This window comes from Catenuloplanes atrovinosus, from assembly GCF_031458235.1.
Taxonomy (GTDB): Bacteria; Actinomycetota; Actinomycetes; order Mycobacteriales; family Micromonosporaceae; genus Catenuloplanes; species Catenuloplanes atrovinosus.
Window position 1 is genome coordinate 1,892,493 of the sequence record NZ_JAVDYB010000001.1, and the last position, 23,967, is coordinate 1,916,459.

At 73.4% G+C, this 23,967-nt stretch carries 22 protein-coding genes and 1 pseudogene; 18 read left to right on the forward strand and 5 right to left on the reverse strand.

All coding sequences use genetic code 11. The features are described from left to right. Nucleotides 1–73: 73 nt before the first annotated feature. The 4 genes and pseudogenes from J2S41_RS08285 to J2S41_RS08300 form a co-directional block, all read right to left on the reverse strand. Nucleotides 74–249 (reverse strand): annotated as a pseudogene (locus J2S41_RS08285) (IS701 family transposase); the annotation flags it as partial. Nucleotides 250–737: 488 nt separating this feature from the next. Then, nucleotides 738–1,499: a polyphosphate kinase 2 family protein gene (locus tag J2S41_RS08290; RefSeq protein WP_310365113.1), complete on the reverse strand. Its 762-nt coding sequence runs from the start codon at nucleotides 1,497–1,499 to the stop codon at nucleotides 738–740. Beyond that, nucleotides 1,496–1,630: a hypothetical protein gene (locus J2S41_RS08295; RefSeq protein ID WP_310365114.1), complete on the reverse strand. Its 135-nt coding sequence runs from the start codon at nucleotides 1,628–1,630 to the stop codon at nucleotides 1,496–1,498. Before J2S41_RS08295 ends, J2S41_RS08290 begins: the two co-directional genes overlap by 4 nt. Before the next feature lie 62 nt (nucleotides 1,631–1,692). Next, nucleotides 1,693–4,293 carry a helix-turn-helix transcriptional regulator gene (locus J2S41_RS08300; RefSeq protein WP_310365117.1) on the reverse strand — a complete coding sequence of 867 codons (2,601 nt, stop codon included), beginning with the start codon at nucleotides 4,291–4,293 and terminating at the stop codon, nucleotides 1,693–1,695. Nucleotides 4,294–4,517: 224 nt separating this feature from the next. Here J2S41_RS08300 and J2S41_RS08305 point away from each other — a divergent pair, with 224 nt between their 5' ends. From J2S41_RS08305 to J2S41_RS08330, 6 genes are all read left to right on the forward strand, one after another. Further along, complete coding sequence (locus J2S41_RS08305; protein WP_310365120.1) at nucleotides 4,518–6,362, forward strand: AfsR/SARP family transcriptional regulator; 1,845 nt, start codon at nucleotides 4,518–4,520, stop codon at nucleotides 6,360–6,362. Between the two features lie 183 nt (nucleotides 6,363–6,545). Next, nucleotides 6,546–7,523: a GDP-mannose 4,6-dehydratase gene (locus J2S41_RS08310; protein ID WP_310365122.1), complete on the forward strand. Its 978-nt coding sequence runs from the start codon at nucleotides 6,546–6,548 to the stop codon at nucleotides 7,521–7,523. Next, entirely contained in the window at nucleotides 7,524–8,852 is a 1,329-nt protein-coding gene (locus J2S41_RS08315) for a UDP-glucose dehydrogenase family protein (protein WP_310365124.1), read from the forward strand. It begins immediately after the preceding gene. A gap of 305 nt (nucleotides 8,853–9,157) precedes the next feature. Continuing rightward, nucleotides 9,158–10,159 (forward strand): aldo/keto reductase, encoded by a 1,002-nt coding sequence (locus tag J2S41_RS08320; protein ID WP_310365126.1) that lies wholly within the window; start codon nucleotides 9,158–9,160, stop codon nucleotides 10,157–10,159. Between the two features lie 180 nt (nucleotides 10,160–10,339). Beyond that, entirely contained in the window at nucleotides 10,340–11,608 is a 1,269-nt protein-coding gene (locus J2S41_RS08325) for an ABC transporter substrate-binding protein (RefSeq protein WP_310365127.1), read from the forward strand. A gap of 45 nt (nucleotides 11,609–11,653) precedes the next feature. Beyond that, nucleotides 11,654–12,487: an AfsR/SARP family transcriptional regulator gene (locus J2S41_RS08330; protein ID WP_310365129.1), complete on the forward strand. Its 834-nt coding sequence runs from the start codon at nucleotides 11,654–11,656 to the stop codon at nucleotides 12,485–12,487. Here J2S41_RS08330 and J2S41_RS08335 read toward each other — a convergent pair. Beyond that, nucleotides 12,445–13,464, reverse strand: coding sequence for a glycosyltransferase family 2 protein (locus J2S41_RS08335; protein ID WP_310365131.1), 1,020 nt, complete (start codon nucleotides 13,462–13,464; stop codon nucleotides 12,445–12,447). The two genes, J2S41_RS08330 and J2S41_RS08335, sit on opposite strands and share 43 nt — an antisense overlap. Before the next feature lie 129 nt (nucleotides 13,465–13,593). On the opposite strand from J2S41_RS08335, the gene J2S41_RS08340 reads away from it, so the two are divergent. From J2S41_RS08340 to J2S41_RS08395, 12 genes are all read left to right on the forward strand, one after another. Beyond that, nucleotides 13,594–14,574, forward strand: a complete 981-nt coding sequence (locus tag J2S41_RS08340) for a glycosyltransferase family 2 protein (RefSeq protein ID WP_310365134.1) — start codon at nucleotides 13,594–13,596, stop codon at nucleotides 14,572–14,574. Beyond that, nucleotides 14,571–15,512 (forward strand): lysylphosphatidylglycerol synthase domain-containing protein, encoded by a 942-nt coding sequence (locus J2S41_RS08345; protein ID WP_310365137.1) that lies wholly within the window; start codon nucleotides 14,571–14,573, stop codon nucleotides 15,510–15,512. The genes J2S41_RS08340 and J2S41_RS08345 overlap by 4 nt, the downstream gene beginning before the upstream one ends. Before the next feature lie 2 nt (nucleotides 15,513–15,514). Beyond that, on the forward strand, nucleotides 15,515–16,936 hold the full coding sequence (locus J2S41_RS08350; protein WP_310365140.1) for an aspartate aminotransferase family protein: 1,422 nt from the start codon (nucleotides 15,515–15,517) through the stop codon (nucleotides 16,934–16,936). Then, nucleotides 16,930–17,973 (forward strand): NAD-dependent epimerase/dehydratase family protein, encoded by a 1,044-nt coding sequence (locus J2S41_RS08355; protein WP_310365144.1) that lies wholly within the window; start codon nucleotides 16,930–16,932, stop codon nucleotides 17,971–17,973. Before J2S41_RS08350 ends, J2S41_RS08355 begins: the two co-directional genes overlap by 7 nt. Nucleotides 17,974–17,992: 19 nt before the next feature. Continuing rightward, a complete protein-coding gene (locus J2S41_RS08360) occupies nucleotides 17,993–18,943 on the forward strand; it encodes a UbiA prenyltransferase family protein (RefSeq protein WP_310365147.1) in 951 nt (316 codons plus the stop codon). Then, nucleotides 18,940–20,079, forward strand: a complete 1,140-nt coding sequence (locus J2S41_RS08365) for an endonuclease/exonuclease/phosphatase family protein (protein ID WP_310365149.1) — start codon at nucleotides 18,940–18,942, stop codon at nucleotides 20,077–20,079. The genes J2S41_RS08360 and J2S41_RS08365 overlap by 4 nt, the downstream gene beginning before the upstream one ends. Beyond that, the gene (locus J2S41_RS08370; protein ID WP_310365151.1) at nucleotides 20,076–21,194 is read left to right on the forward strand and encodes a glycosyltransferase family 4 protein; all 1,119 of its coding nucleotides are present in this window, start codon (nucleotides 20,076–20,078) and stop codon (nucleotides 21,192–21,194) included. Before J2S41_RS08365 ends, J2S41_RS08370 begins: the two co-directional genes overlap by 4 nt. A 38-nt stretch (nucleotides 21,195–21,232) precedes the next feature. Next, nucleotides 21,233–21,598, forward strand: a complete 366-nt coding sequence (locus tag J2S41_RS08375; protein ID WP_310365154.1) for a peptidase inhibitor family I36 protein — start codon at nucleotides 21,233–21,235, stop codon at nucleotides 21,596–21,598. Nucleotides 21,599–21,693: 95 nt separating this feature from the next. Next, complete coding sequence (locus tag J2S41_RS08380; RefSeq protein WP_310365156.1) at nucleotides 21,694–22,575, forward strand: alpha/beta fold hydrolase; 882 nt, start codon at nucleotides 21,694–21,696, stop codon at nucleotides 22,573–22,575. Next, entirely contained in the window at nucleotides 22,554–23,003 is a 450-nt protein-coding gene (locus J2S41_RS08385) for a TetR/AcrR family transcriptional regulator (RefSeq protein ID WP_374728251.1), read from the forward strand. The genes J2S41_RS08380 and J2S41_RS08385 overlap by 22 nt, the downstream gene beginning before the upstream one ends. A 33-nt stretch (nucleotides 23,004–23,036) precedes the next feature. After that, nucleotides 23,037–23,564 carry a DinB family protein gene (locus J2S41_RS08390; protein ID WP_310365162.1) on the forward strand — a complete coding sequence of 176 codons (528 nt, stop codon included), beginning with the start codon at nucleotides 23,037–23,039 and terminating at the stop codon, nucleotides 23,562–23,564. A 33-nt stretch (nucleotides 23,565–23,597) separates the two neighbouring features. After that, nucleotides 23,598–23,963 carry a DUF427 domain-containing protein gene (locus J2S41_RS08395; protein WP_310365163.1) on the forward strand — a complete coding sequence of 122 codons (366 nt, stop codon included), beginning with the start codon at nucleotides 23,598–23,600 and terminating at the stop codon, nucleotides 23,961–23,963. The last annotated feature ends 4 nt before the right edge of the window (nucleotides 23,964–23,967 follow it).

Genomic DNA, 23,967 nt, shown 5'->3' on the forward strand with positions numbered 1-23,967 from the left:
GGCTCTGCTTCAAACGAGTCACACGTCGTGGTGGACGAGCCAAGGCGCCCTCCGGCAACCCCAGGCCGATTCAGATGTCGCCGGCCTGCTCGGCAAGGGTCCAGCCGTTCTTACGGTCCAAGCCCGCAACTAGCCCAGACAGGTACTGCCGAGCCCGCCGCCGAGGCTCGGACCGCGTAAACGATGAGCGGACCGGCCATGCAACCGGTCCAGCTCCGCCGACGACTCCGCCACATCGACGTCCACCATGACCGACCCAACGAATCGATCATCGACCCGTCGCGCCCGCCGACGCCGTTGCAGTACTAGGCGTGTTCGGGGGATGGTGTGGGACTATGCCCCGGGCTTCCGCCCCGCGATTGGAAGTATTTGTTATCCTATATCGAGCAGTGCATCCTGCTGGAAGAGGAGCTAGAGTTCCCTGATCTAGACCTTTTCCTTATCGAACAGCTAGAAAATGAAGAGGTGGACGGCGGCGATGTTGCGAGCGTAATCGGAGCGGGTCGACCTTATCACGCGACAATTCCCTGAGATGTGGGCGGCTAACGAGCGGCAGCAATAGAATCTGCCAGGCAGTAAAGGCCCGGTGGGCTGGTGAAAGGCGGTCCAGCGAACCTCCGTCAAACGGCTTATTTGACTGGTGGTGCTCGAGGCGAGTCCAAGCCCGTCGCTCACAAGCGGTAGGTTGAGCCGCAGGCTTCCGTCGCAGTTGCCGAAGATGTCTGCCCGATCGAGAGTCAGTCGGCCTCGCGGAGGTCATATCCGCGGTCGACGAGGGTGGTTTCGATGGTGCGGCAGGTCTGTTCGAGGACGGCGACGCGGGCGTAGGCCTTGTTGTCGCCGGCGATGACGTGCCAGCGGGCGCGCTTCTTGTCGGTCTTGTCGAGCATCTCCTCGACCGCGGCCTCGTAGTCGGCGCGGCGGTCGCGGTTGCGCCAGTCCTCGTCCGTGAGCTTCCAGGCGCGCAAGGGGTCGTTCGCACGGTCGGAGAAACGGCGCAACTGCTCCTCGGGGGACACGTGCATCCAGAACTTGATCAGAATCATGCCCTCGGCGGCCAGGGTGCGCTCGAACTCGACGATCTCCTGGTACGCGCGGCTCCACTGCTCCTCGGTCGCGAAGCCCTCCACCCGTTCGACCAGGACGCGGCCGTACCAGGAGCGGTCCAGCACTGTCATGCCGCCCCAGCCGGGCAGGACGGCCCAGAACCTTCTCAGGAAATGGTGCCTCTTCTCGTCGAACGTCGGGGCGGCGAACTGGGAGACGCGCACGTGCCGGGGATCGAGCGGCGCGACGAGGCGTTTGATCGCGCCGCCCTTCCCGGAGGCGTCCCAGCCCTCGAAGACGATGCAGAGCGGCGGCCCGAGTTCGCCCTCGCCGAGCTGCCCGCCGAGCAGTAACCGCAGCCGCAGGAGCCGCTGCTGGGCGGCCTCGAGCCGCTCCAGCCCCTCCTTCTTCGAGAGGCGGGCGGACAGGTCGACCTTCGACAGCCGGGTCATGCCGTCACCGCCGTCACCCGCGCGGCCCGGCCGGAGATCGGCCGCGGTGCGGGCTCGCCCGCGGCACGGTGGCCGTCGGTGGGGCCGGCGAACCGGGACACCACGACATGCGTCGCCAGGCGTGTCGTCATAGCGCCATCCTCGCACTCGATCACGCCGCCGGGGTGGTCGGCGCGTGATCAGCGGCGGTGCGTCACCCGGTGTGTGCCTCGGTGAGCAGCACGCCGAGGCGGCGCAGTTCCGCGCGGGTGTTGATGCCGAACTTGCGGTACACGCGGTGCAGGTGGTTCTCCACGGTACGCACCGAGACGACCAGGCGGACGCCGATCTCCTTGCTGGACAGCCCGTGGCAGGCGAGGCTGGCCACCTCGGCCTCGCGGCGGGTGATCTGCGGGGTCTCCAGGCGCCCGAGCGCGGTGCCCGGCGGGGTGGCGCCGCAGCGGCGGGCGAGGACGAGCGCGCGGGCGGTGGCGGCGGAGGCGAGCGCGAGGCGGCCGGCGGCGCGGTGCCGGACGGACTCCTCGGCCGCGGCCTCGGCGGCCGGCAGCGGGGTGCCCAGTTCCTCGAACGCGGCCGACACCGTGGCGAGTGCGCCGGCGTCGCCGTCCGCGGACGCGCGGGCGTGCGCGGCGTAGAGCGTGACGAGCGGGCTGCCCGCGGTCCCGGCCAGCGCGGCCAGCCGGTCGGTGGCGTGGCCGGGCGCGCCCAGGCGTACCAGCGCGTGCAGGATCATCGCCTCGGGGCCGGGGGTGCCGCGGTCGGCGGCGCGCTGCCAGGCGGCGTGGGCGACGGGGATCGGGTCCCGGCGGGTGGCCGTGGTGACCCACAGCCGGGCCAGGTCGGTCCAGGGTCGCAGCATGCCCGTCGACGGGCCGGCCAGGCGGTCGGCCTCGGCCAGCGTGCGCGGTGCCTCGTGGGCGTCGCCGGCCAGCGCCTGGCCGTGCGCGAGCAGGCCGAGCAGCGCGCCGAGCAGGCCGTCGGGGCCGTGCCGGCGGGCGATCGCGATGCCCTCCCGGCAGCGGTGCAGCTGCTCGCCGGTGAGGCCGCGGGTGTGCGCCACGACCGCGCGCAGCAGGCAGGAGACGGCGCGCGCGTACGCCCACCGCTGCTCCAGCGCGTGCTCGTAGGCGGTGCGGGCCGCCGCGTCCGCCTCGGCGATCCGGCCGCTCCACAGCAGACCGTGGACGATCCCGACGCCGGCCAGGACGGGCAGCCACGGCGCGTCGTCCGGCCAGTCGCGGCGCAGCGCCTCGATGCCCTCGGCGGGCCGGCCGGTGAAGACCTGGGCCAGGCCGTGTGCCAGCCGGGCCTCGGGCTCGTCCGGCACGCCGGCGGCCAGCCGCAGCGCGCCGTGGTGGTCGCCGGCGCAGGCGCGCAGCAGGGCGCGGCGGGCCGGCAGCCGGGTCCGCCACCGGCCTTCGGGTGCCTCGGCCTCGGCGGTGCGCAGCAGCGCGTCCGCCGCGCCGTCGCGGCCGAGGCCGAAGAAGAGCGTGAACGCGCGGACCGCGGCGAGCCGGGCGCGGTCCGCGGGGTCGTCCGGGCGGCCGAGCGCGGCCAGCGAGCGCTCCGCCTCGGCCGCGCGGCCGGTGTAGAGCAGCCCGTAGCCGAGCGGTTCCGCGGCGGCGGTCCCGGTGCCGGCGGCGGCGGCCCGCCCGGCCAGGTCGGCGGCGAGCCGGAGGTCGCGGAGGACCAGCGCGCCGCGGGCCGCGGCGGCCGTGGTGGCCGGGTCCGGCGCGCGGTGGTCGGCGAGCCGCCAGGCGGCGGCCCGGGCGAGTTCGGCGGGGGCGGCGCCGTGCCGTTCCAGCAGCGCCGCGGTCTCCGCGCGCCAGCGGCGGGCGCGCAGCCGCGGGGTGGTGGCGCGCAGCACGTCGCCGTGCACCGGATAGGTGAGCCGGACCGTCTCCCGCTCGACCCGGATCAGCGCGTGCGCCTCGGCCGCCTCCAGCGCCGCGGCGGGCACCAGCTCGCCGAGCACCTCCGGGCGCATCGGCTCGACGTGGGCGAGCAGTTCCAGCGCGGTACGGGCGTCGGCCGGCAGCGCCGCCATCCGCTCCTCGACCAGCGCGGCCAACCACGGCGGGACGGCGAAGTCGCCGGTCATCCGCCACATGCCGTCCCGGGTGCGCAGCCGCCCGGCCGCCAGCTGGGCGGTGATCAGCTCGCGGAGCAGCAGCGCGTTGCCGGCGGTCGCCTCCCAGAACCGCTGGACCAGCAGGCCGTCCAGCGCGCCGGGCAGGGTGTCGGCGAGAACCCGCTCGACCGCCTCCCGGTCCAGCGGGCCGACCTCCATCCACTCGGCGTGCCCGAGCGTCCACGGCTCGGCCAGCGGGTGCGGCAGCCGGCGCCCCCGGTCCACGGTGGTGAGCAGGAAGGCCTCGCCGCGCCGGGCCATCCGCAGGGCCAGCGCCGCGGAGGCCTCGTCGAGCCGGCCGGCGTCGTCGACGGCCAGCACCAGGCGGCGCCGGCCGGCCGCGGCGAGCAGCGCGTCCGCGGCCAGCCGCAGCGTGTCGCCGTCGAACGGCGCGGTGAGCAGGCTGGGCGGCAGGTGCTCGGCGAACGCGCCGAGCCGTACCCCCGGGGTGGCCGTGGCCCGCACGACCAGGTGCGTGGCGGGGTCGGCGGCGTCGGCGGCCTCCGCGAGCAGCCGGCTCTTGCCGGTACCCCGGTCGCCGGTGAGCGCCAGGCCGGCGCACCAGCTCTGCGACATGGCGGTGGCGATGCGTCGTAACTCGTCCTCCCGGCCGGCGAAGGACTGCCGCAGCCGGTGCTTGGAACTTCTCTCGGTGGGAGTCACGGGCCCACCGTCGGGCCGGCCGCTATCGATTCGCTTTTGCCCCGCCAAACGCGACCGGCGCGTGTCTCGATTTCGACGTCCGTCGAATGTCGTGGCGATGAGCCGTATGGCAGACCATGTCGAACTTCGATACGCTGCAGCGGTTGCCTATACGGGGATCAGGTCTGCACGAACGGCCAGTCAGCCGAGGATGACCGGCCGATTCCGTGTGACGGGGAGGCAATGTGTACGTGTTTCGTGTCTTCGGATCGCTCGGTGTGCGGGGCGCGCGGATCACCGCGGCGCGGCAGCGGATCGTGCTGGCGATGCTCCTCCTGGAGGCCGGCCGCCCGGTGCACCCGAGCAGGCTGATCGACGCGGTGTGGGAGGACGCGCCGCCGTCCACCGCCAAGGCACAGATCCAGATCTGCATCTCCACGCTGCGCCGCGCGCTGGCCGACGCGGGCCTGCCCGGCCGGATCGTCACCGGCCCGGCCGGCTACCAGATCGCCACCGCACCGGGCGAGCTGGACCTCCAGGTCTTCAACGACCTGCTGGCCGACGGCCGCGCCGCGGTCCGGGACCAGCGTCCGGCGGACGCGGTGCTGGCGTACCGGCGGGCCGTCGCGCTCAGTCAGAACCCGCCGCTGTCCGGGGTGGAGAGCCGGGTGATCGAGGCGGCCGCGGCCCGGCTGGCCGAGCGGCGGATCAGCGCGGTCGAGGAGTTCTTCGAGGTGCAGTTGAGCCTCGGCCGGCACGACGACATCGTGGACGAGCTGACCGTGCTGGCCGCGGAGCATCCGCTGCGGGAGCGGCTGTGGCGGCAGCTCATCACCGCGCTCTACCGGGCCGGGCGGCGCGCGGAGGCGCTGGCGGCGTACCGGTCGGCGCGGCAGGCGTCTGTCGACGGTCTCGGCCTGGAACCGAGCCGGTCGCTGCGCCTGCTGGAGCGGATCGTGCTCAACGGCGACAGCATGCCCGGCCCGCCGGTGCACCCGGCGCCCGCCGCCGTGGCGGACCCGGACGTGTCGGTGCCGCGGATGACCCCGGCCGACATCCCGGACTTCACCGGCCACGCCGCGCTGATCCACCGGCTGCGCGACGCGCTGTGCGGCCGGGACGCCGCGCCGGAGGGCGGGTCCGCGCCGGTCGTGATCGTGACCGGCCGCGGCGGGATCGGCAAGACCACGCTCGCCGTGCACCTGGCCCACCAGCTCGCGGAGCACTTTCCGGACGGGCAGCTCTTCGCGCGGCTCGGCGACGGCGGCTCCACCGGTGCCGTGGTCGTCCAGGTGCTGGAGCGCTTCCTGCGCGCGCTCGGCGTGCCCGGACCGGCGATCCCGGACGATCTGGAGGCGCGCGCGGCCATGTTCCGCAGCGTCGTCGCGCGCCGCCGGGTGCTGGTGATCCTGGACGACGCGGCCGGTGAGCACCAGGTGCAGGCGCTGCTGCCGGCCAGCCCGGAGAGCGGGGTGATCGTGACCAGCCGCCGCCGGCTGGCCGGCATACCCGGGTCGCGGCTGGTGGACATCGGCGCGTTCAGCCCGGCGGACGGGCTGGAGCTGCTGGCCAAGACGATGGGCCGGCAGCGGGTCGACGCCGAGCCGGCCGAGGCCCGGCGCCTGGTGGAGCAGTGCGGGCGGCTGCCGCTGGCGCTGCGCATCGCCGCCTACCGGCTGAACGCGCGCCCGCACTGGCGCATCGCGCAGCTGGTCGAGCGGCTCACCGACGACAGCCGCATGCTGGACGAGCTGGTGCACGGCGGGATGGGCGTGCGGGCCAGCATCGCGCCCAGCTACCGCGGGGTGGGCCGGTCCGCGCAGCGGCTGCTGAGCCGGCTGTCCATCCTGGAGAGCGCGGACTTCCCGGGCCGGGTCGCCGCGCCGCTGCTGGAGGAGGACCCGGCGACCGCCGCCGAGGCGCTGGACGCGCTGGTCGACGCGCGCCTGGTCGACGTGGTGGCGCTGCCCGGCGCGGAGCCGCGCTACCGGCTGCACGAGCTGGTCAAGGCGTACGCGCGGGAATTGCTGGTCTCCGATGAGGAGTCGGCCGCGCGCATCGGCGCGCTGAAACGCCGGCTCTCCGCGTAACCGCTTACATCACTCGATCACGACAATGTCGTAGGTCGATGCGAATAGGCATGTGATCACGCGTTTTTGAGTAGTGCGGAGAAACCAGCAGAGTACCGCTCCCGGAGTACGTTCATGCGCGGCGGCCGGGCCGGAGGGGCTCCTGCGCGGCCGCGGCCCGTCCGAGACCGAGGGAGCATCGCCGTGTCAGATAACAGCCAGCGCCGGTTCCGCCGGGCCGTCGTCACCGGGGGAGGGGGCTTCCTCGGTTCGTACACCTGCGAGATGCTGCTCGACCGCGGCACCGAGGTGATCTGCGTCGACAACTTCTCCAGCGGTCATCCGTCCTACATCGCCCACCTGCGCGACCGGCCCGGCTTCACGTTCCTGCGCGCGGACGTGACCGAGGGGCTGGACGTGCCGTCCGGCGTGGACCTGGTGATGCACCTGGCCTCGCCGGCCTCGATCCCCGAGTTCTACCGGCTGTCCATCGAGACGATGCTGGTCGGCAGCGCCGGCACGCACAACGCGCTGCGGCTGGCGCACCGGGAGAACGCGCGGTTCGTGCTGGCGTCCACATCGGAGGTCTACGGCGACCCGCTGCGGCACCCGCAGGACGAGGAGTACTGGGGCAACGTCAACCCGATCGGGCCGCGCGCCGTCTACGACGAGGCCAAACGGTACGCGGAGGCGCTGACCACCGCGTACGCGAAGCGGCACGGCGTGAGCGTGGGCATCGCCCGGATCTTCAACAGCTACGGCCCGCGCATGCGCCCGGACGGCCGGGTGATCGCCGGGTTCGTGGCGCAGGCGCTGGCCGGCGCCCCGCTGACCGTGCACGGCGACGGCGCCCAGACCCGGTCGCCCTGCTACGCCGGGGACACCGTGCGCGGCCTGCTCGCGATCGCCGACAGCGACTATCCGCTGCCGGTCAACCTCGGCAACGTCCACGAGGTCACGGTCCTGGAGCTGGCGCTGCTGATCCGCGAGCTGGCCGGCAGCTCCTCGCCGATCGAGCACCGGCCGGCGGACGCGGACGACCCCCGGCAGCGGCGACCCGACATCGGCCGGGCGAAACGGGAGCTGGGCTGGGAGCCGCTGGTCGGGCTGGAGGAGGGGCTGCGGCGCACGGTCGAGGCGGCGCGGCGGGAACGGTCGGACAACCTGAGCGAGGTGGGGTAGATGTACGAGGTCTCCGTGGTCGGATGTGGCTACCTGGGCGTCACGCACGCGGCCGGCATCGCCGAGATGGGGCACCGCGTGATCGCGGTCGACATCGACGAGGCGAAGATCGCGGCGCTGGCGGACGGGCGGGTGCCGTTCTTCGAGCCGGGCCTGGAGGAGCTGGTGCGACGGCACCTGGCCACCGGGCGCCTGGCGTTCACCACGTCGTACGAGGCGGCCGCGACCGCGGACGTGCACTTCGTCTGCGTGGGCACGCCGCAGCGCCCGGACGGCGCCGCCGACCTCAGTCACCTGGACTCGGTGGCGGACCGGCTCGGGCCGTACCTGGTGAAGGAATGCCTGGTGGTGGGGAAGTCGACGGTCCCGTCCGGCACCGCGGCGCGGCTGGCCGAGATGCTGGCCGGCGTGGCGCCGGCCGGGAACCGCGTCACGGTGGCGTGGAACCCCGAGTTCCTGGCCGAGGGTACGGCCGTGGCCGACACGCTGCGGCCGGACCGGCTGGTGCTGGGCGTGCCGGACGAGCGCGCCGAGCGGGTGCTGCGCGAGATCTACGCGCCGCTGATCGAGGCGGGCGTGCCGGTGGTGGTCTCGGACATCCCCACGGCCGAGGTGATCAAGTACGCGGCGAACTCGTTCATGGCCACCAAGCTGTCGTTCATCAACGCGGTCGCGGAGTTCTGCGAGGCGACCGGCGCGGACGTCCGGGTGGTCAGCGAGGCGCTCTCCTACGACCCGCGGATCGGCGGCCGGTTCCTCACCTCCGGGCTGGGGTTCGGCGGCGGCTGCGTGTCCAAGGACATCCGGGCGCTGCAGGCGCGCGCCCACGAGCTCGGCGTCGGGCACGCGTTCGCGTTGCTGGCCGAGGTCGACGCGATCAACCGGCGGTGCCGGGACCGGGTCCTCGAACTGCTGCGTAAGCAGTGCGGCGGCTCGTTCGCCGGTCGGCGGGTGGCGGTCCTCGGCGCCGCCTTCAAGCCGGGCACCGACGACATCCGCGACTCGCCGGCGCTGCACGTGGCGGACGCGGTGCGCCGCGCGGACGGCGACGTGGTGGTCTACGACCCGCGGGCGATGGAGAACGCGCGCCGGGTGTACCCGGAGCTGAGCTACGCGCCGACCCTGCTGGACGCGGTGCGCGGCGCGGACACGGTCGCGGTGCTCACCGACTGGCCGGAGTTCGCCGCCGCCGACCCGGCGGTGCTCGGCGCCGAGGTGCGGCAGCGGAACATGGTGGACGGGCGGCAACTGCTCAACGCGGACCGGTGGCTCGCGGCGGGCTGGTCGTTCGCGGCACCGGGCCGGCCGGCGCTGCAGCCGGCGGCGTGAGCGCCCGGAACCGGCCGGCGACGGGGTGGCCGGTTCCGTCAGGGACTTTCCGGAAAGTGGACCGGAGCCGGCGCCCCTCCGGCCCGGTCCACCCCGGCACACCACCGACGCACGACCCCGTTCCCCCAGCCGTTCCCGCCAACCGGAATTTTCGCGGTTGCACCGGTAATGCCGCGCTTACCTCCTGAAACTTCCGGCAAAGTGGAATAACGTGTCGCATCCGGGACAATCCCGCGGCCGTCCGACCCCGGCGCGGCAGGGGATTGTCTATGGTCGATCCGCATCCGTGCTGACGAGGGGACACGATGGACTACACGACGCTGGGCCGGACCGGATTGCAGGTCAGCCGCCTCTGCCTGGGGACCATGACGTTCGGGCGGGAGATCGGCGAGGAGGCCAGTCACCGCCTGATCGAGCGCTTCGTGGACGCGGGCGGCACGTTCATCGACACGGCCGACGGCTACAGCGACGGCCGCTCCGAGGAGATCGTGGGAAGCTGGCTGCGCGGCGCGTCGCGGCACGACGTCGTGCTGGCCACCAAGGTCCGCTTCGGCAGCGGCCTCAACCGCCGGGGCCTGGGCCGCAAGCACATCCTGCACGCCATCGACGAGAGCCTGCGCCGGCTCGGCACCGACTACGTGGACCTCTACCAGGTGCACATGTGGGACTACGGCACGCCGCTGGAGGAGACCATCGCGGCGCTGCGCACGGTCGTGGACGCGGGCAAGGTGCGCTACCTGGGGATCAGCAACGTCTGTGGCTGGCAGTTGCAGCGCGTGGTGGACGCCTGCCGCGCCACCGGCACCGCCCCGCTGGTGTCGTTGCAGCCGCTCTACAACCTGCTCGACCGGGACGCGGAGTGGGAACTGCTGCCGGTCTGCGTCAACGAGGGGCTGGGCGTGCTGCCGTACAGCCCGTTGCGCGGCGGCTGGCTGACCGGCAAGTTCCGGCGCGGCCCGCGCCCGGACGGGGAGGACACCCGGATCGCCGCCACACCCCCCGGGCCCAACTGGACCGAGACCTGGGAGAACTACGACAACGAGCGCACCTGGAACGTGGTCGACGCGCTGCTCGCGGTGGCGGACAAGGCCGGCCGCACGCCGGCGCAGACCGCGCTGAACTGGTTGCTGAGCCGTCCGGAGGTCACCGCGCCGATCCTGGGCGCGCGCACGCCCGAGCAGTTGGACGACAACCTCGGCGCGCTCGGCTGGAGCCTGGGGCCGGAGGAACTGGCCCGGCTGGACGACGCGAGCACGCGGCCGGCGCCGTACCCGTACGCGCTTCTGGACGATCTCCGGGACGCCTAATTACTCATTGACAGCTATTGGTTCCCCGAACACCATTGACGCTGATCTTAAGGGCACGGGGGATCAACGCGCTGAAGGTCTGAACCGTTATCCGTAATTCCATTACGGATACGTCGTCGTGCGGCTCCCGGCCCGTCTTCCATCCGTTTCTGGACGTCGCCCGCAGAGGAGAGCAGAACGATGACGCGTACCCGGAAAGGCGGTCTTCTCGCCGGTGTGCTGGCCGTGAGCCTGGCTCTCGGCGGATGTGGATCGGCGGGAGCGACCGCCCCGGAGTCGATCACGCTGACGGTGGCGCTGTTCACCGACTTCGGCTACGGCCCGCTCTACGAGAAGTACGAGGCCGAGCACCCGGGCATCGAGATCGAGGAGCGCGTGGTGGAGTACACCACGCACCACCACAACCTCCGCGATCGGCTGGCCGCCGGGTCCGGCGCCGCCGACATCGAGGCGGTCGAGACCGGCTTCATCAACCAGTTCAAGAACGAGCCGGACAAGTTCACCGACCTCAACCAGCACGGTGCCGGTGCGCTCAAGGACCGCTGGCTGGAGTGGAAGTGGCAGGCGTCGATGGCGCGCACCGGCGAGCAGATCGGCTACGGCACGGACGTCGGCGGCCTGGCCGTCTGCTACCGGCGCGACCTGTTCGAGAAGGCCGGCCTGCCCACCGGCCGGGACGAGGTCACCGCGAGCTGGACCACCTGGCAGGAGTACATCGAGGTCGGCCGCGAGTACATGCGGAACGCGCCGGAGGGCACCGCGTTCTACGACGGCGGCATCCACCTGTTCAACGCGATCCTGGGCCAGGCGGAGACCGGCTACTACGACACCTCGGACACCGTGATCGTGGCGTCCAACCCGGCCGTGAAGCAGGCGTGGGACCTGGTGGCCGAGTCCATCGAGGCGGGTCAGTCGGCCAACCTGATGGCCAACGACGAGGTCTGGAACGAGGGGTTCACCAAGGGCACGTTCGCCACGATCACCTGCCCGGCCTGGATGATGGGCAAGATCCAGAACGAGGCGCCCGACTCGGCCGGCAAGTGGGACGTGGCGCTGGTGCCCGGCCGCGGCGGCAACTGGGGCGGCTCCTTCCTGACCGTGCCGAAGCAGGGCGCGCACGCACGGGCCGCGGCCGACCTGGCCGCCTGGCTCACCGCGCCGGAGCAGCAGGCCGCCGTCTTCACCAGCCACGGCAGCCTGCCGTCGATCCCGGCGCTCTACGACGACCCGCAGATCGTCGGCTACTCCAGCGAGTTCTTCAACGACGCGCCGGTCGGGCAGATCTTCACCAGCGGCGCGAAGTCGCTCACGCCGCAGTACCAGGGACCGCGCTCCGGCGAGATCCAGATCATGATGCGGGACGCGCTGATGCTGGTGGAGAACGGCACCCACACGTCGGAGCAGGCCTGGCAGAAGGTGCTGGCGGACGTCGCGGCACTCGGCGGCTGACCGCCACCGTGCCCGCGCGCCGTACCGACGACAGGGAGAGATGGCATGTCGGAACTCGAGATGGAGGTCGGCCTGCTCGGGCCGATCAAGGTCTGGAGCGCCGGTTCGGAGCGGTACGCCGGCCCGCCCCGGCAGCGGGAGGTGCTGGCCGTGCTGGCGCTGCACCGCGGCCGGGAGATGTCGGTCGGGCAGATCACCGCGGCGGTCTGGGGCGCCCGCGCACCGAGTAGCGCGGAGAACCTGGTGCACACGTACGTCGGGCGCCTCCGCCGCGCGCTGGCCGGAGTCCGGGGTGACCCGGGCTCCGGCACCCCGCTGCGCTCGCACCGGCCGGGCTACGAACTGGTCCTGGACCCGGCCGGGCTGGACGTGGCCCGGTTCGAGGAGCGGGCGCGGCGCGCGCAGGCCGCGTTCGCCCGGGCGGACCTGCCCGCCGCCCGGGCCGCGCTCCAGGAGGGGCTGGCCGAGTGGCGCGGCCCGGCGCTGTACGAGGCGTGCGGGCCGCTGGCCGAGGCGGAGCGCGCCCGGCTGGAGGAGATGCACCGGGAGATGGCCGAGGAGTTGGTGTACGCGCGGCTGGTGATGGGCGACCACCACGGCCTGGTGCCGGATCTGAGGCGGATGACCGTGGAGGACCCGCTGCGCGAGCGGCTGTGGGCGCTGCTGCTGGTGGCGCTGGACCGCGCGTCCCGGCGCGCCGAGGCGCTGCACGCGTACGACGAGGCCCGGAAGGCGCTGGTCAGCCGGCTCGGCGTGGAGCCGGGACCGGAGCTGCAGGCGCTGCACCGCGACCTGCTGCGCGCGGTCCCGGCCGTGGTCTCCCCGGCCGCCCGCCCCTACCCGGGCTGGACGCCGATCGGCGCGCCCACCTCGTCGTAGGCGCGGCGGAACCGGCGGGACAGCAGCCACTTCGCCAGCCCGTACGCCGCGCCCAGCGCCACCGCGAGGTTCACCACGAGCTGGACGCCCGTGAAGTACAGCCAGAACGCGACGCCGCGCCGGCGGCGCACCCACCGGTAGAGCGCCCGGTCGCACGCGTACGACGCGGCCAGCAGCGCCGCCGGCAGCGCCAGCCACCAGGGCCCGGCCGCCACCGGCGCGGCGATCGCGAGCACGCCGCCGAGTGCCAGCACCGCGCCGGCCGCGCGCGGGCCGGTGGCGAACCCGCCGGGCAGGCCCCGCCGGCGGATGAACAGCGGCACGCCGTCCCGGGTGCGGCGGAACACCTTGCGCAGGATCAGCCGGAGCGAGTCGTCGTGGTCGTGGTCGCCGCTGACCCGCGACGTGCTCCACACCCGCCACCGCCGGGTGATCCGCAGCCCGTAGTCGTGGTCCTCGATGTCGCGCAGCGCCGCGTTGAACGGGCCGACCTCGGCGAACACCCGTGCCCGGAGCACGCAGATCGCGGTGTTCATCGCGTGGATCGGGCCCTCGCTCTCCGCGAACCAGAAGTGCTGGTGCAGGCAGCGGTACTCCTCGACGCGGCTGTCCCGGATCAGCGGGGTGTCGGTGTAGGTGCCGCAGACCGCGCCCAGCGCGGGGTCCGCGCGCAGCAGCTCCACCGCGTTCGCGATCGCGTCCGGGCGCAGCGCCACGTCCGAGTCGAGGAAGCAGATGAGCTCGCCGGCCGCGGCCGCCGCGCCGACGTTGCGGGCCACGGCCGCGCCGCCGTTCGACGGCGTGCTCAGCACCCGGGCGCCGTGCGCCTCGGCCACGGCGACGGAGTCGTCGGTGCTGTGGTCGTCGACGACCAGGACCTCGATCGGCCGGTACGTCTGGGCCCGCAGCGCGCCCAGGCACAGCGGCAGGGTCCGTGCGTAGTTGTAATTCGGAATGACGACGGATACCAGAGTCACGCGCTCAGCCTAATTGTCCGCCCTGAATGGGGCCTGGACTACCCAGCGTTGCTTTCCGGAGAATGTCGCGCTCCGTAATAGAGGTCCAATCCAGGTCGACTCCAGTGCGGGCCAATAACCTTTCCGGTCATGAGCGGAACGCGCGAGACGGTGTCCGTCGTCATTCCCAACTTCAACCAGTCGCGGACGCTCGCCGCCTGTGTCGAGGCGGCGCTGGCGCAGACGTACCAGCCGATCGAGGTGATCGTCGCGGACGACCGCAGCACGGACGACTCCCGGCGGATCGCCCGGGCGCTGCCGTGCACGCTCGTCGAGCTGCCGGTCAACCGCGGCGCGGCGGCCGCCCGCAACGCCGGGGTGGCGGCGAGCCGCGGCGACGTGGTGTTCTTCGTGGACTCCGACATCGTGCTGCGCCCGGACGCGGTGGCCCAGGCGATGCGGGTGCTGCGCGAGGACCCGGCGTGCGGGCTGGTGCAGGGCATCTACGACAAGCAGCCGCTGTACGGCGACGGCGTGGTCGAGACGTACAAGACGCTGCACGAGTACTTCTGGCGGCGCCGCTCGGCGGGCGTCGTCCGGATGACGCTGTTCGCGCTGGGCGCGATGCCGCGCGAGGTCTTCGACGAGACCGGCGGCTTCGACGAGCGGGTCCGGGAGATCGAGGACGTGGTCTTCGGCACCCGGATGTCGGACCGGTGGACGATCCGGCTCACCGACACCGTGGTCGGCCGGCACGACGACGTCGACCGGCTGCTGCCGATGCTGCGCACCCAGTTCCGGCGCGCCCGCATGCTCACCAGCGCGGTGGCCGGCGGCGGCCGCAACCGGGTCCGCGCGTTCTCCCCGACCGGCCTGCTGGCCTCGGTCGCGGCGCTGGCCACGCTGCCGCTGGCGCTGCTGTCGCCGTGGCTGCTGCTGGTCCCGGCCGGGCTGCTGGCGATCTTCCTGGCCAGCGAGCGCGGGCTGCTGGCGTTCGTCGGGCGGGAACGCGGGCCGGTCTACACGATCTCGTTCGCGGCGCTGCACTACGCGGTGTACGTGATGACCGTGGCCGGGGCCGCGGCCGGCGTGCCCGGGCTGGCCCTGCGCGCGGTCGGCGGGTCGCGGTGAGCGACCGGTGGCGGGCCGTGCTGCGCGCCGCGGCCGTGCTGGTGTTCGCGGTCGCGGTCACGGCCGGCCTGGTCACCGCGCTGCGCGGCCAGGACTGGTCGGTCGCGGCCCGGATTCTCACGCCCGGCAGCGTGGGCCTGGTCGCCGCCGCGTTCGCGGTGAACTCGGTGGCGATGGTCTTCTCCTGGCTGTCCTGGCGGGTGCTGCTGGTCGACCTGGGCGGCCCGGTGGACACCGTCACGTCCGCGCGGATCTTCTTCGTCGGCTTCCTGGCCAAGTTCGCGCCCGGCCGGGTGTGGACGCTGCTGGCCAACATCAGGATGGGCGCCTCGGCCGGGGTCGGCGCGGCCCGGATGGCGGCCGTCTACGCCCTCACCGTCGTGATCAGCACGCTCACCGGGCTCGCGCTCGGCACCGTCGCCGGGCTGGCCGTCCTGGGCCGGACCGCGCTGGTGCTGGCGCTGGCCGCCGTGCCGGTGGTGGTCTGCCTGGCCCGGCCGGACCTGGTCAACCGCGGCGCCGGCCGGCTGGCCCGGCTGCTGCGCCGCCCGCCGCCGGTGATGTCCGCGTCCGGCCGCGGCGTGCGGTGGTCGATCGTCGCGCAGACCGTCTGCTGGGTGGTGGCCGGCGTCCAGTTGTGGCTGCTCGCCGTCGCCCAGGGCGCGCCGCCGCTGCGCACGCTGCCGATCAGCATCGGCGCGTTCGCGCTCGGCACGGTCGCGGGCGTGGCCGTGGTGCTGCTGCCGGACGGGCTCGGCGTGCGCGAGGGCGTGCTGCTGGTCGCGCTCGCCACGGTTCTGCCGCTGCCGGCCGCCGGGGTCGTCACGGTGGCCAGCCGGCTGCTCTGCACGCTCAGTGAGATCGCCGTCGCCGGCGTGGCGGTGCTCGTCTCCGAGGTGGTCAAACGCCGGCAACCCCACTACGCGAACGCGAGGTGACCATGTCCGAACTCATCAGCATCGAGGAGTGCGAGCAGCTGACCGCGAAGCAGGTGCACGACCTGTATCGCACGTACGTCAGCCGCAGCCAGGTCTCCCTGATGACGTCCTTCGGCTTCGGCCGCGAGCTCGTCGACCGGGCCGAGGGCTGCTGGGTGCACATGCGCGACGGCCGCCGGATTCTGGACTTCTCCGGCGGGGTCGGCGTGCTCAACCACGGGCACAACCACCCGCGGATCCTCGCCGCCCGGCAGCGCTTCGGCCAGGAGCGGCGGATGGAGGTGCACAAGGCGTTCTTCTCGCCCTACCTGGCCGCGCTGAGCCACAACGTGGCCGCGGTGCTGCCCGGTGACCTGAACATCTCGTACTTCCCGAACTCCGGTGCGGAGGCGAACGAGGGCGCCATCAAGATGGCGTACAAGTACCACGGCGGCAAGCGGAACACGATCATGCGGGCCGACATCAGCTTCCACGGCAAGACGCTGGGGGCGGGCAGCCTGACCGGCTCGGCGGAGAACCACTTCCGGTTCCCCGGCCTGCCCGGCATCGTGATCTACCCGTACGGTGACCTGGACGGGCTGCGCGCGGCGGTGGCCCGGGCGCGGACCGCGGACGGCGGGTGCGACGTCTACGCGATCCTGGTGGAGCCGTTCAGCGCGTCCAGCCTGCGGCACTGGTCCGAGGCGGCGCTGCGCGAGCTGCGGGCGTTCTGCACGGCCGAGGACATCGTGCTGATCTTCGACGAGATCTACACCGGGTGGGGCAAGACCGGCAGCCTCTTCTACTTCATGCGGCACGAGGGGCTGGTGCCGGACATCCTCACCTACTCGAAGTCGCTCGGCGGCGGCAAGGCGTCGATCTCCGGCTACACCGCGCGCGAACCGGTGTTCCGCAAGGCCTACGACCGGCTCAACGACGTAATCCTGCACAGCACCACGTACTACGGCTTCGGCGAGGAGACCGCGACCGCGATCGAGGCGGTCAACGTGGTGGTGGAGGAGGACTTCCCGGGCCGGGCGCGGGAGATCGAGCGGGTGCTGGCGCCCGGGCTGGAGCGGCTGCGCCGGGCCCACCCGGACGCGATCGACCGGGTGGCGGGCACCGGCGCGCTGCACGGCGTCTTCCTGGCCGGCGGGCCGCGCCTGTTCAACCTGGCCGGCAAGCTGGTGCCCGGCTTCGCGCACGACCCGCAGTTCAACACCAAGCTGGTCACCCTGTCGGTGATCGCGCACCTGTACCGCGAGCACAACATCATGACCTACTACAGCCCGAACGTGGAGAACCCGCTGATGGTGGCGCCGACGCTCGCGGCCGGGCCGGCCGAGGTCAAACTCTTCCTGGACGCGCTGGACGCCACGCTGTCCAAGGGGCTGACCCGGCTGCTGACCGGCTTCGTCCGGGAGAAGGTGTCCTCGGCATGGTGACCTCGGTGCTGGTCACCGGCGGCAGCGGCGTGCTCGGCGGCGCGCTGGTCGCCCGGTTCGCCGCGGCCGGGCTCGAGGTGTCCAGCGTGGACCTGCGGCCACCGGCGAACCCGGTCCCGGGCGTGCGGTACGAGACCGCGGACATCCGGGACCGGGCGGCGGTGCGGCGCGCCATGGCGGGCGTCCGGACGGCCGTCCACTGTGCCGCCGCGCTGCCCAGCTACCCGGCCGCGGACATCCGGTCGATCATCGTCGACGGCACCGGGACGGTGCTGGGCGCGGCGCGCGAGGCGGGGCTGTCCCGGGTCGTGCACATCTCCTCCACGGCCGTCTACGGGCTGCCGGACACGGTGCCGACCACGGAGGAGTACCCGCACCGGCCGGTCGACGCGTACACCGCGGCGAAGGCGGAGGCCGAGCGCGTGGTGGACCGGTTCCGCGCGGACGGCCTGCCGGTGCCGGTGCTGCGCCCGAAGACGTTCGTCGGGCCGGGCCGGATGGGCCTGTTCGCGATGCTGTTCGAGTGGGCCGACGAGGGCCGCCACTTCCCGGTGCTCGGCCGCGGCGACGTGCGCATCCAGATGTGCGCGATGGACGACCTGGTCGACGCGGTGAGCACGGTGCTGACCGCGGACGAGGCGGTCGCGAACGACACGTACAACATCGCCGCGGAGCGGTTCGGCACCATCCGGGAGGACTTCCAGGCCGTGCTGGACGCGGCCGGGCACGGACGGCGCGTGGTCTCGGTGCCGGCCCGGCCCGCGGTGGCGCTGCTCGGGCTGCTGCGCCGCACGGGCGCGTCGCCGGTGTACGACCGCCTGCTCCACAAGCTGCTGGCCGACTCGTACGTGAGCATCGAGAAGGCGAAGCGGCGGCTGGGCTTCGCGCCCCGCTACTCCAACCGCGACGCGCTGCTGCGCACGTACGCCTGGTGGCGTGAGAACCGGGACGCGGCCGTCGCCCCCGCGTCCGCCGGGCGCACCAGCAACCGGCCGTGGCGGCAGGGCGCGCTGAGCGCCGCCAAGGTCTTCTTCTGACTCGCCGGAGGTGCACGACGTGTACGCCGACACCACTACCCCGACCGTGACCGGGCCGGACCCCGCACCGACGCGGGAACGCACCCGGCTCCGCGACCTCCTCCGACTGCTGCGCCCCGGGCAGTGGGCCAAGAACCTGCTCGTCGTCTCGGTGCCGCTGCTGGACACCCGGGCCTGGAGCGCCGGTGGCGCGGCCCGGCTCGCGCTGGCCGTGGTGGCGTTCACCGTCGCCTCCGGCCTGGTCTACATCGTCAACGACATCGCCGACCGGCACCGCGACCGGGTCCATCCGGTGAAGCGGTCCCGGCCGATCGCCTCCGGCCGCGTCTCGGTACGGGCGGCGCTGCTGCTCGCCGCCGCGCAGGCCGCGCTGCTGGCCGGCATCCTGGCCGGTCAGGGCTGGGGGTCGTCCTGGCCGGTGCTGGCCTACCTGGTGCTCAGCGCGGCCTACAGCGGCAAGCTCAAACACCTGCCGATCCTGGACGTGTTCTCGGTCGCGGCCGGGTTCGTGCTGCGGCTGCTGCAGGGCTACCTGGCGCTCGGCGAGGAGGTCTCCGGCTGGCTGGTCACCGTCGTGTTCACGCTCTGCCTGCTGCTGACCACCGGTAAGCGGCGGCACGAGCTGCAGGTGTCGAGCGCGGCGCACCGGCCGGCGCTGGGCGGCTACAGCGTCCAGCTCACCGAGCACCTGATGCTGCTCAGCGCGGTCATCACGATCGGCTCGTACCTGCTCTACGTGCGCACCGAGGCGCCGCTGGGCCCGTACGCGCTGGCGGCGTCCGTGGCCTCGCTGCCGTTCGCGCTGTTCGGCGTGTTCCGGTACCTGCAACTGGTGATGATCCAACAGGTCGGCGGCAGCCCGGTCCGGCTGCTGCTCCGCGACCCGGCAATCATGATCAACGCCGGGTTGTGGTGCGGCCTGTCCGCCGCGTTCCTGCTGGCGGCCGCGCGGACGGCGGGACCGGCATGACCACCGGCCCGCTGACGTCCGAGCGCACCGAGGCGCCCGCGGCCCGCGCCGGCCGCTGGTGCTGGGGCACCCGGCTGGTCGTGGCGGCCGGCGTGCTGTGGCTGGCGTTCACGCTCGCGCACCGGCTGCTGTCCGGCCGCACCTGGCTGTGGACCGCGGCCGACCTGGTGCCGCCGATCGCGTTCCTGCTGGTGCCGGCCGGGCTGCTGGCGGTCGCCCGGCTCGCCCGCCCGGCCTGGAAGCTGGTGGTGCTGCTGGCCGTGACCGCGCTGCTGCTCGGCGCCGGGCTCAGCGGCGTGTCACCCACCGCGCCCTGGCGGGACGCGCCGGACGCGCCGGCCGGCGCGATCCGCGTGGTCTCCTGGAACACCGAGTTCTGGCACCAGGAGGACGACCCCGGCGAGTTCTACCGGTACCTGCGGGCCCAGGACGCGGACGTCTACCTGCTCCAGGAGTACGTGTTCCTGGCGGACCGCCAGCCGCGCCGGATCGACGACCTGGCCCGGCTGCGCACCGAGTTCCCCGGCTACCAGATCTTCGCGGAGAGCGAGCTGGTCACGCTCTCCCGGCTGCCGGTCGTCTCGTCCCGGACCATCGACGCGCTGCCGTGGATGTCCGCGGCCACGCACAGCCTGCCGCCCGGGGACACCGACTTCCCGCCGTACTGGTCGGTCAAGACGCTCCGCACCGACGTGCGGGCAGGCGACCGCACCGTCTCGCTCTACAACACCCACCTGCCGGTGCCGCTGGCGATCGACCGCAACCCGTTCGGCGGCGAGTTCCACCGCATCATCCGCGAGCAGCACGGGCGGCGGCAGGCGAACATGCGGGCGCTCGAGGCGGACCTGGACCGCAACGCCGGGCCGGTGGTGGTGGCCGGGGACCTGAACGCGACCCGCGCGATGGCGCTGCTGCGGCCGCTGACCGACCGGCTCACCGACGCCGGCGCGGAGACGCTCCGCTCGCCGTACCCGGTCACCTGGGGTTTCGGCGGGGTGCCGCTGTGGCGGCTGGACTGGGCGTTCGCCTCGGACGGCGTGCGCGTCCACGAGTACCGCTTCGACGACGCGGCCGGGCTCTCCGACCACCCGGCGCAGAACATGCTGATCTCCCTGTCCGGAAAGGACCCCGCATGATCCCGCAGTACGACCTCACCGTGGCGCTGACCTACTACCTGCCGTACGTGAGCGGCCTCACCGAGACGGCGCGCAACGTGGCCGAGGGGATGGCCGCGCGCGGCTGGCGGGTCGCCGTGCTGGCCGCGCAGCACGACGCGAAGCTGCCGCGCCAGGAGCGGATCGCCGGCGTGGACGTCTACCGCGCGCCGGTGCTGGCGAACCTGCACCGGGCGTTCCTCAGCCCCGCGTACCCGCTGCTGGCCCGCCGGCTGGCCCGGCGCTCCCGGCTGCTGCACCTCAACGTGCCGATGGCCGAGGCCGCGCTGGTCTCCCGGGTGGCCGGTGACACGCCGATCGTGACCATGGTGCACATCGACCTCTACCTGCCGCCCGGGCTGCTCGGCCGGGCCGCGGTGTTCGCCTCCGACCAGACCACCCGGGCCGCGATCAAGCGCTCCGCCGCGGTGGTGGCCTACAGCGACGATCAGGCGTCCGCGTCGAAGTTCTGGCCGCTGATGCGCCGCCACAACTTCACGCCGATCGCGGCGCCGTGCACCGACCGGCGCGGCGGCCGGCCGGTCTACCGCCAGGGCGAGGGCCTGCACGTCGGATTCCTCGGCCGGATCGTCGAGGACAAGGGCATCGAATACCTGGTGCAGGCGTTCCAGCGGATCACCGACCCGTCGGCGCGGCTGCTGATCGCCGGCAACTACAAGACCGTGGCCGGCGGCAGCAACGTCGCCCAGGTGCGGGCCGCGATGCGCGGCGACTCCCGCATCCGGCTGCTCGGCGAGCTGCGCGGCCAGGAGATCGACGACTTCTACGCGTCGATCGACGTGTTCGCGTTGCCGTCGGTCGCCGAGTCGTTCGGCATCGTGCAGGCGGAGGCGATGATGGCCGGCGTGCCCTCGGTCACCACCGATCTGCCCGGCGGGCGCTACCCGGTGACGTCCACCGAGTTCGGCCGCGTGGTGCCGCCGCGGGACGTGCCCGCGCTGGAGAAGGCGATCCTGGAGCTGGCCGACGCGCCGGCGCAGTGGCGGGAGGAGAAGGCGGCCGAGGCCCGGCGCCGCTTCTCCGTCGAGACCTGCCTGGACGCCCACGAGAAGCTGTTCAACTCCCTGCTGGACTGAGCGGGCACCCGCCCGCCCGCACGAACGGAGGAACCGTCATGAAGATCCGCTCCATCCTGCTCGCGCTGCCGATCGCGGCCGCGCTCACGCTGGCGCCCGGCCTGGCCGCCCCGGCCTCGGCCGCCAGCACCTGCGAGTTCACCCGCACGCTCTGCCTCTGGGAGAATCCGAGTTACGGCGGCGCGCGCTTCACCGTGCAGGCGCTCAACCCGTCCGTCGGCACTTGCGTCGACCTGGCCTGGCACGGATGGGGGTCCGGCCGCGCGGAGTCGGCCCGCAACACCGCGAGCACCGCCGCGACGCTCTACACCGGCACCGCGTGCACCGGCACGGCGTACCAGATCCCGCCGGGCGCATCGATCCCGTCGATCGCCTTCAACTCCAACAGCGTCTACGTGTACTGACCCGCCCCCCGGACGGCCCCGCCGTCGCCCCGCGCGGGCGGCGGCGGGGCCGTCGTCATCGGTTAGCGCGCGGTCCGGAAGGGGCATCACCGATCATGACCTTCATCAGCCGGTACGTGCGGGTGGCCGGACGGCGGCTGCACGTGCGGTCGCGCGCGCTGCCCGGCACGCCGTGGGTGCTGCTGCACGGGCTCGCCGTCTCGCACCGCTACCTGATGCCGACAGCCACCGCGCTGCCCGGCCCGGTCTACGCGCCCGACCTGCCCGGCTTCGGCCGGTCCGGCGCCCCGCGGCGAGCGCTGGACCCGCGTGAGCACGCCGCCGTGATCGCGGCCTGGATGGACGCGGACGGGCTGCGCGGCGCACGGGTGCTGGGCGGCTCGTACGGCTGCCAGGTCGCGGTGGAGCTGGCGATCTCCCGGCCCGACCTGGCCGGCCTGCTGGTGCTGGCCGGGCCGACCGCGGACCCGGCGGCCGGCATGGTCGCGCACGCGCTCCGGCTGGCGCGCGACCTGCCGCGCGAGGATCTGCGCCACATGCCGGCCGTGGTCGCCGGCACGCTGGCGGCCGGGCCCCGCCGGATCGTCGCCACCCTGCGCACCGCGGTCCGGCACCGGATCGAACGCCGGTTGCCGCTGGTCACCGCGCCCGTGCTGGTGCTGCGCGGCGAGCACGACCCGATCGCGCCGGACGCCTGGACGTCGTTCCTGGCCGGCGTCGCGTCGTGCCGGACGCTGACCGTGCCGGGCGCCGGGCACAACGTCGTCACCACCGCAGGTCCGCGCGTCGCGGCCGCGGCGACCGCGTTCGCGTACGATATGGAAGCCCGCCCCGTTTCGGAGGCCCCATGCCGAGCGCCCGCCCCCGCGCCGACAAGCAGCGCAACCGAGACCTTCTCCTCGCCGCGGCCGCCCGCGTCTTCGACCGCGACGGCGCCGGAGCCTCGCTCGAGGAGATCGCCCGCGAGGCCGGAGTAGGGTCCGCCACGCTCCACCGCCACTTCGCCGGCCGCCAGGAGTTGCTCGCCGCCGTGTTCCGCGACCGGCTGGAGGCGCTCGCCCGCCGCGGCCCCGTGCTCGCCGCCGCGCATCCGCCGCGCGAGGCGCTGGTCGCCTGGCTCGGCGAGATCGCCGCCTACGTGGCCGCCCAGCGCGGCATCGCGGTCGCGCTGTTCGCCTACGACGACTGCGCCGACGCCACCGACCCGTGCGTGATGCTCGTGCTCGACACCGCCCGCACGCTGGTGGCCGCCGCGGTCGAGGCCGGCACCGTCGACCCCACGGTCAGCGCCGTCGACCTCTTCACGCTGGCCAACGGCGTCGCCGCGGTCACCGAGGGGGACCCGGACGCCGCGGTCCGCCTGATCACGCTCGCCACCACCGGCATCGGCCCGGGAGGTCGTTGAGGTGTCATGCGCGTGATGGAAGGGTCTGTGTCCATGACGGTCGCGTGGAGCCGGGTGCTGTCCGATCAGCTCACCTGGCACTGGGAGCAACAGCTGCGCCCGCGCCTGGCGGGGCTCAGTGACGAGGAGTACTTCTGGGAGCCGGTCGACGGCTGCTGGAACGTGCGGCGCCGGGGGAGGGGCGGGCGGTTCACCATCGACTTCGCGTTCCCGGCGCCGGAGCCGCCGCCGGTGACCACGATCGCGTGGCGGCTGGCGCACGTCATCGTGGGCGTGTTCGGCATGCGGGTGGCGACGCACTTCGGCGGGCCGGCCGTGGACTACGACACCTTCGACTACGCGGGTACGGCGGAGCGGGCGCTCGCGCAGCTCGACGCGGCGTACGCGGCGTGGGTCGCGGGCGTGGCCGCGCTGGACGACGACGCGCTGGCGCGGCCGTGCGGGCCACCGGAGGCGTACCCGGACCTGCCGATGGCGGCGCTGGTGCTGCACATCCACCGTGAGGTGATCCACCACGGCGCGGAGATCGCGTTGCTCCGCGACCTCTTCCGGGACCGATAGGCTGGGGAGCACAACCGCAAGGGAGGCCCAGAGGTGAAGATCCCCGGGCCGGACCACCCGATCACGGTGGAGCCGGCGAAGGCGCGCGTGGTGGTACGCGCGGGCGAGAAGATCATCGCGGACACGACCTCGGCGCTGGCGCTGAAAGAGGCGTCGTACCCGGTCGTCTACTACGTGCCGCAGGCCGACGCGGACGAGTCCGTGCTGGTCCCGACGGATACGCACACCACCTGTCCGTACAAGGGGCAGGCGTCCTACTACACCATCCGCACCGAGGACGGCGAGCTGCCGGACGCGGTGTGGTACTACCCGGAGCCGTACGACGCGGTCGCCCCGATCGCGGGCCACCTCGCGTTCTACCCGGACAAGGTCGAGATCGTCGCGATCGAAGAGGGCTGATCGG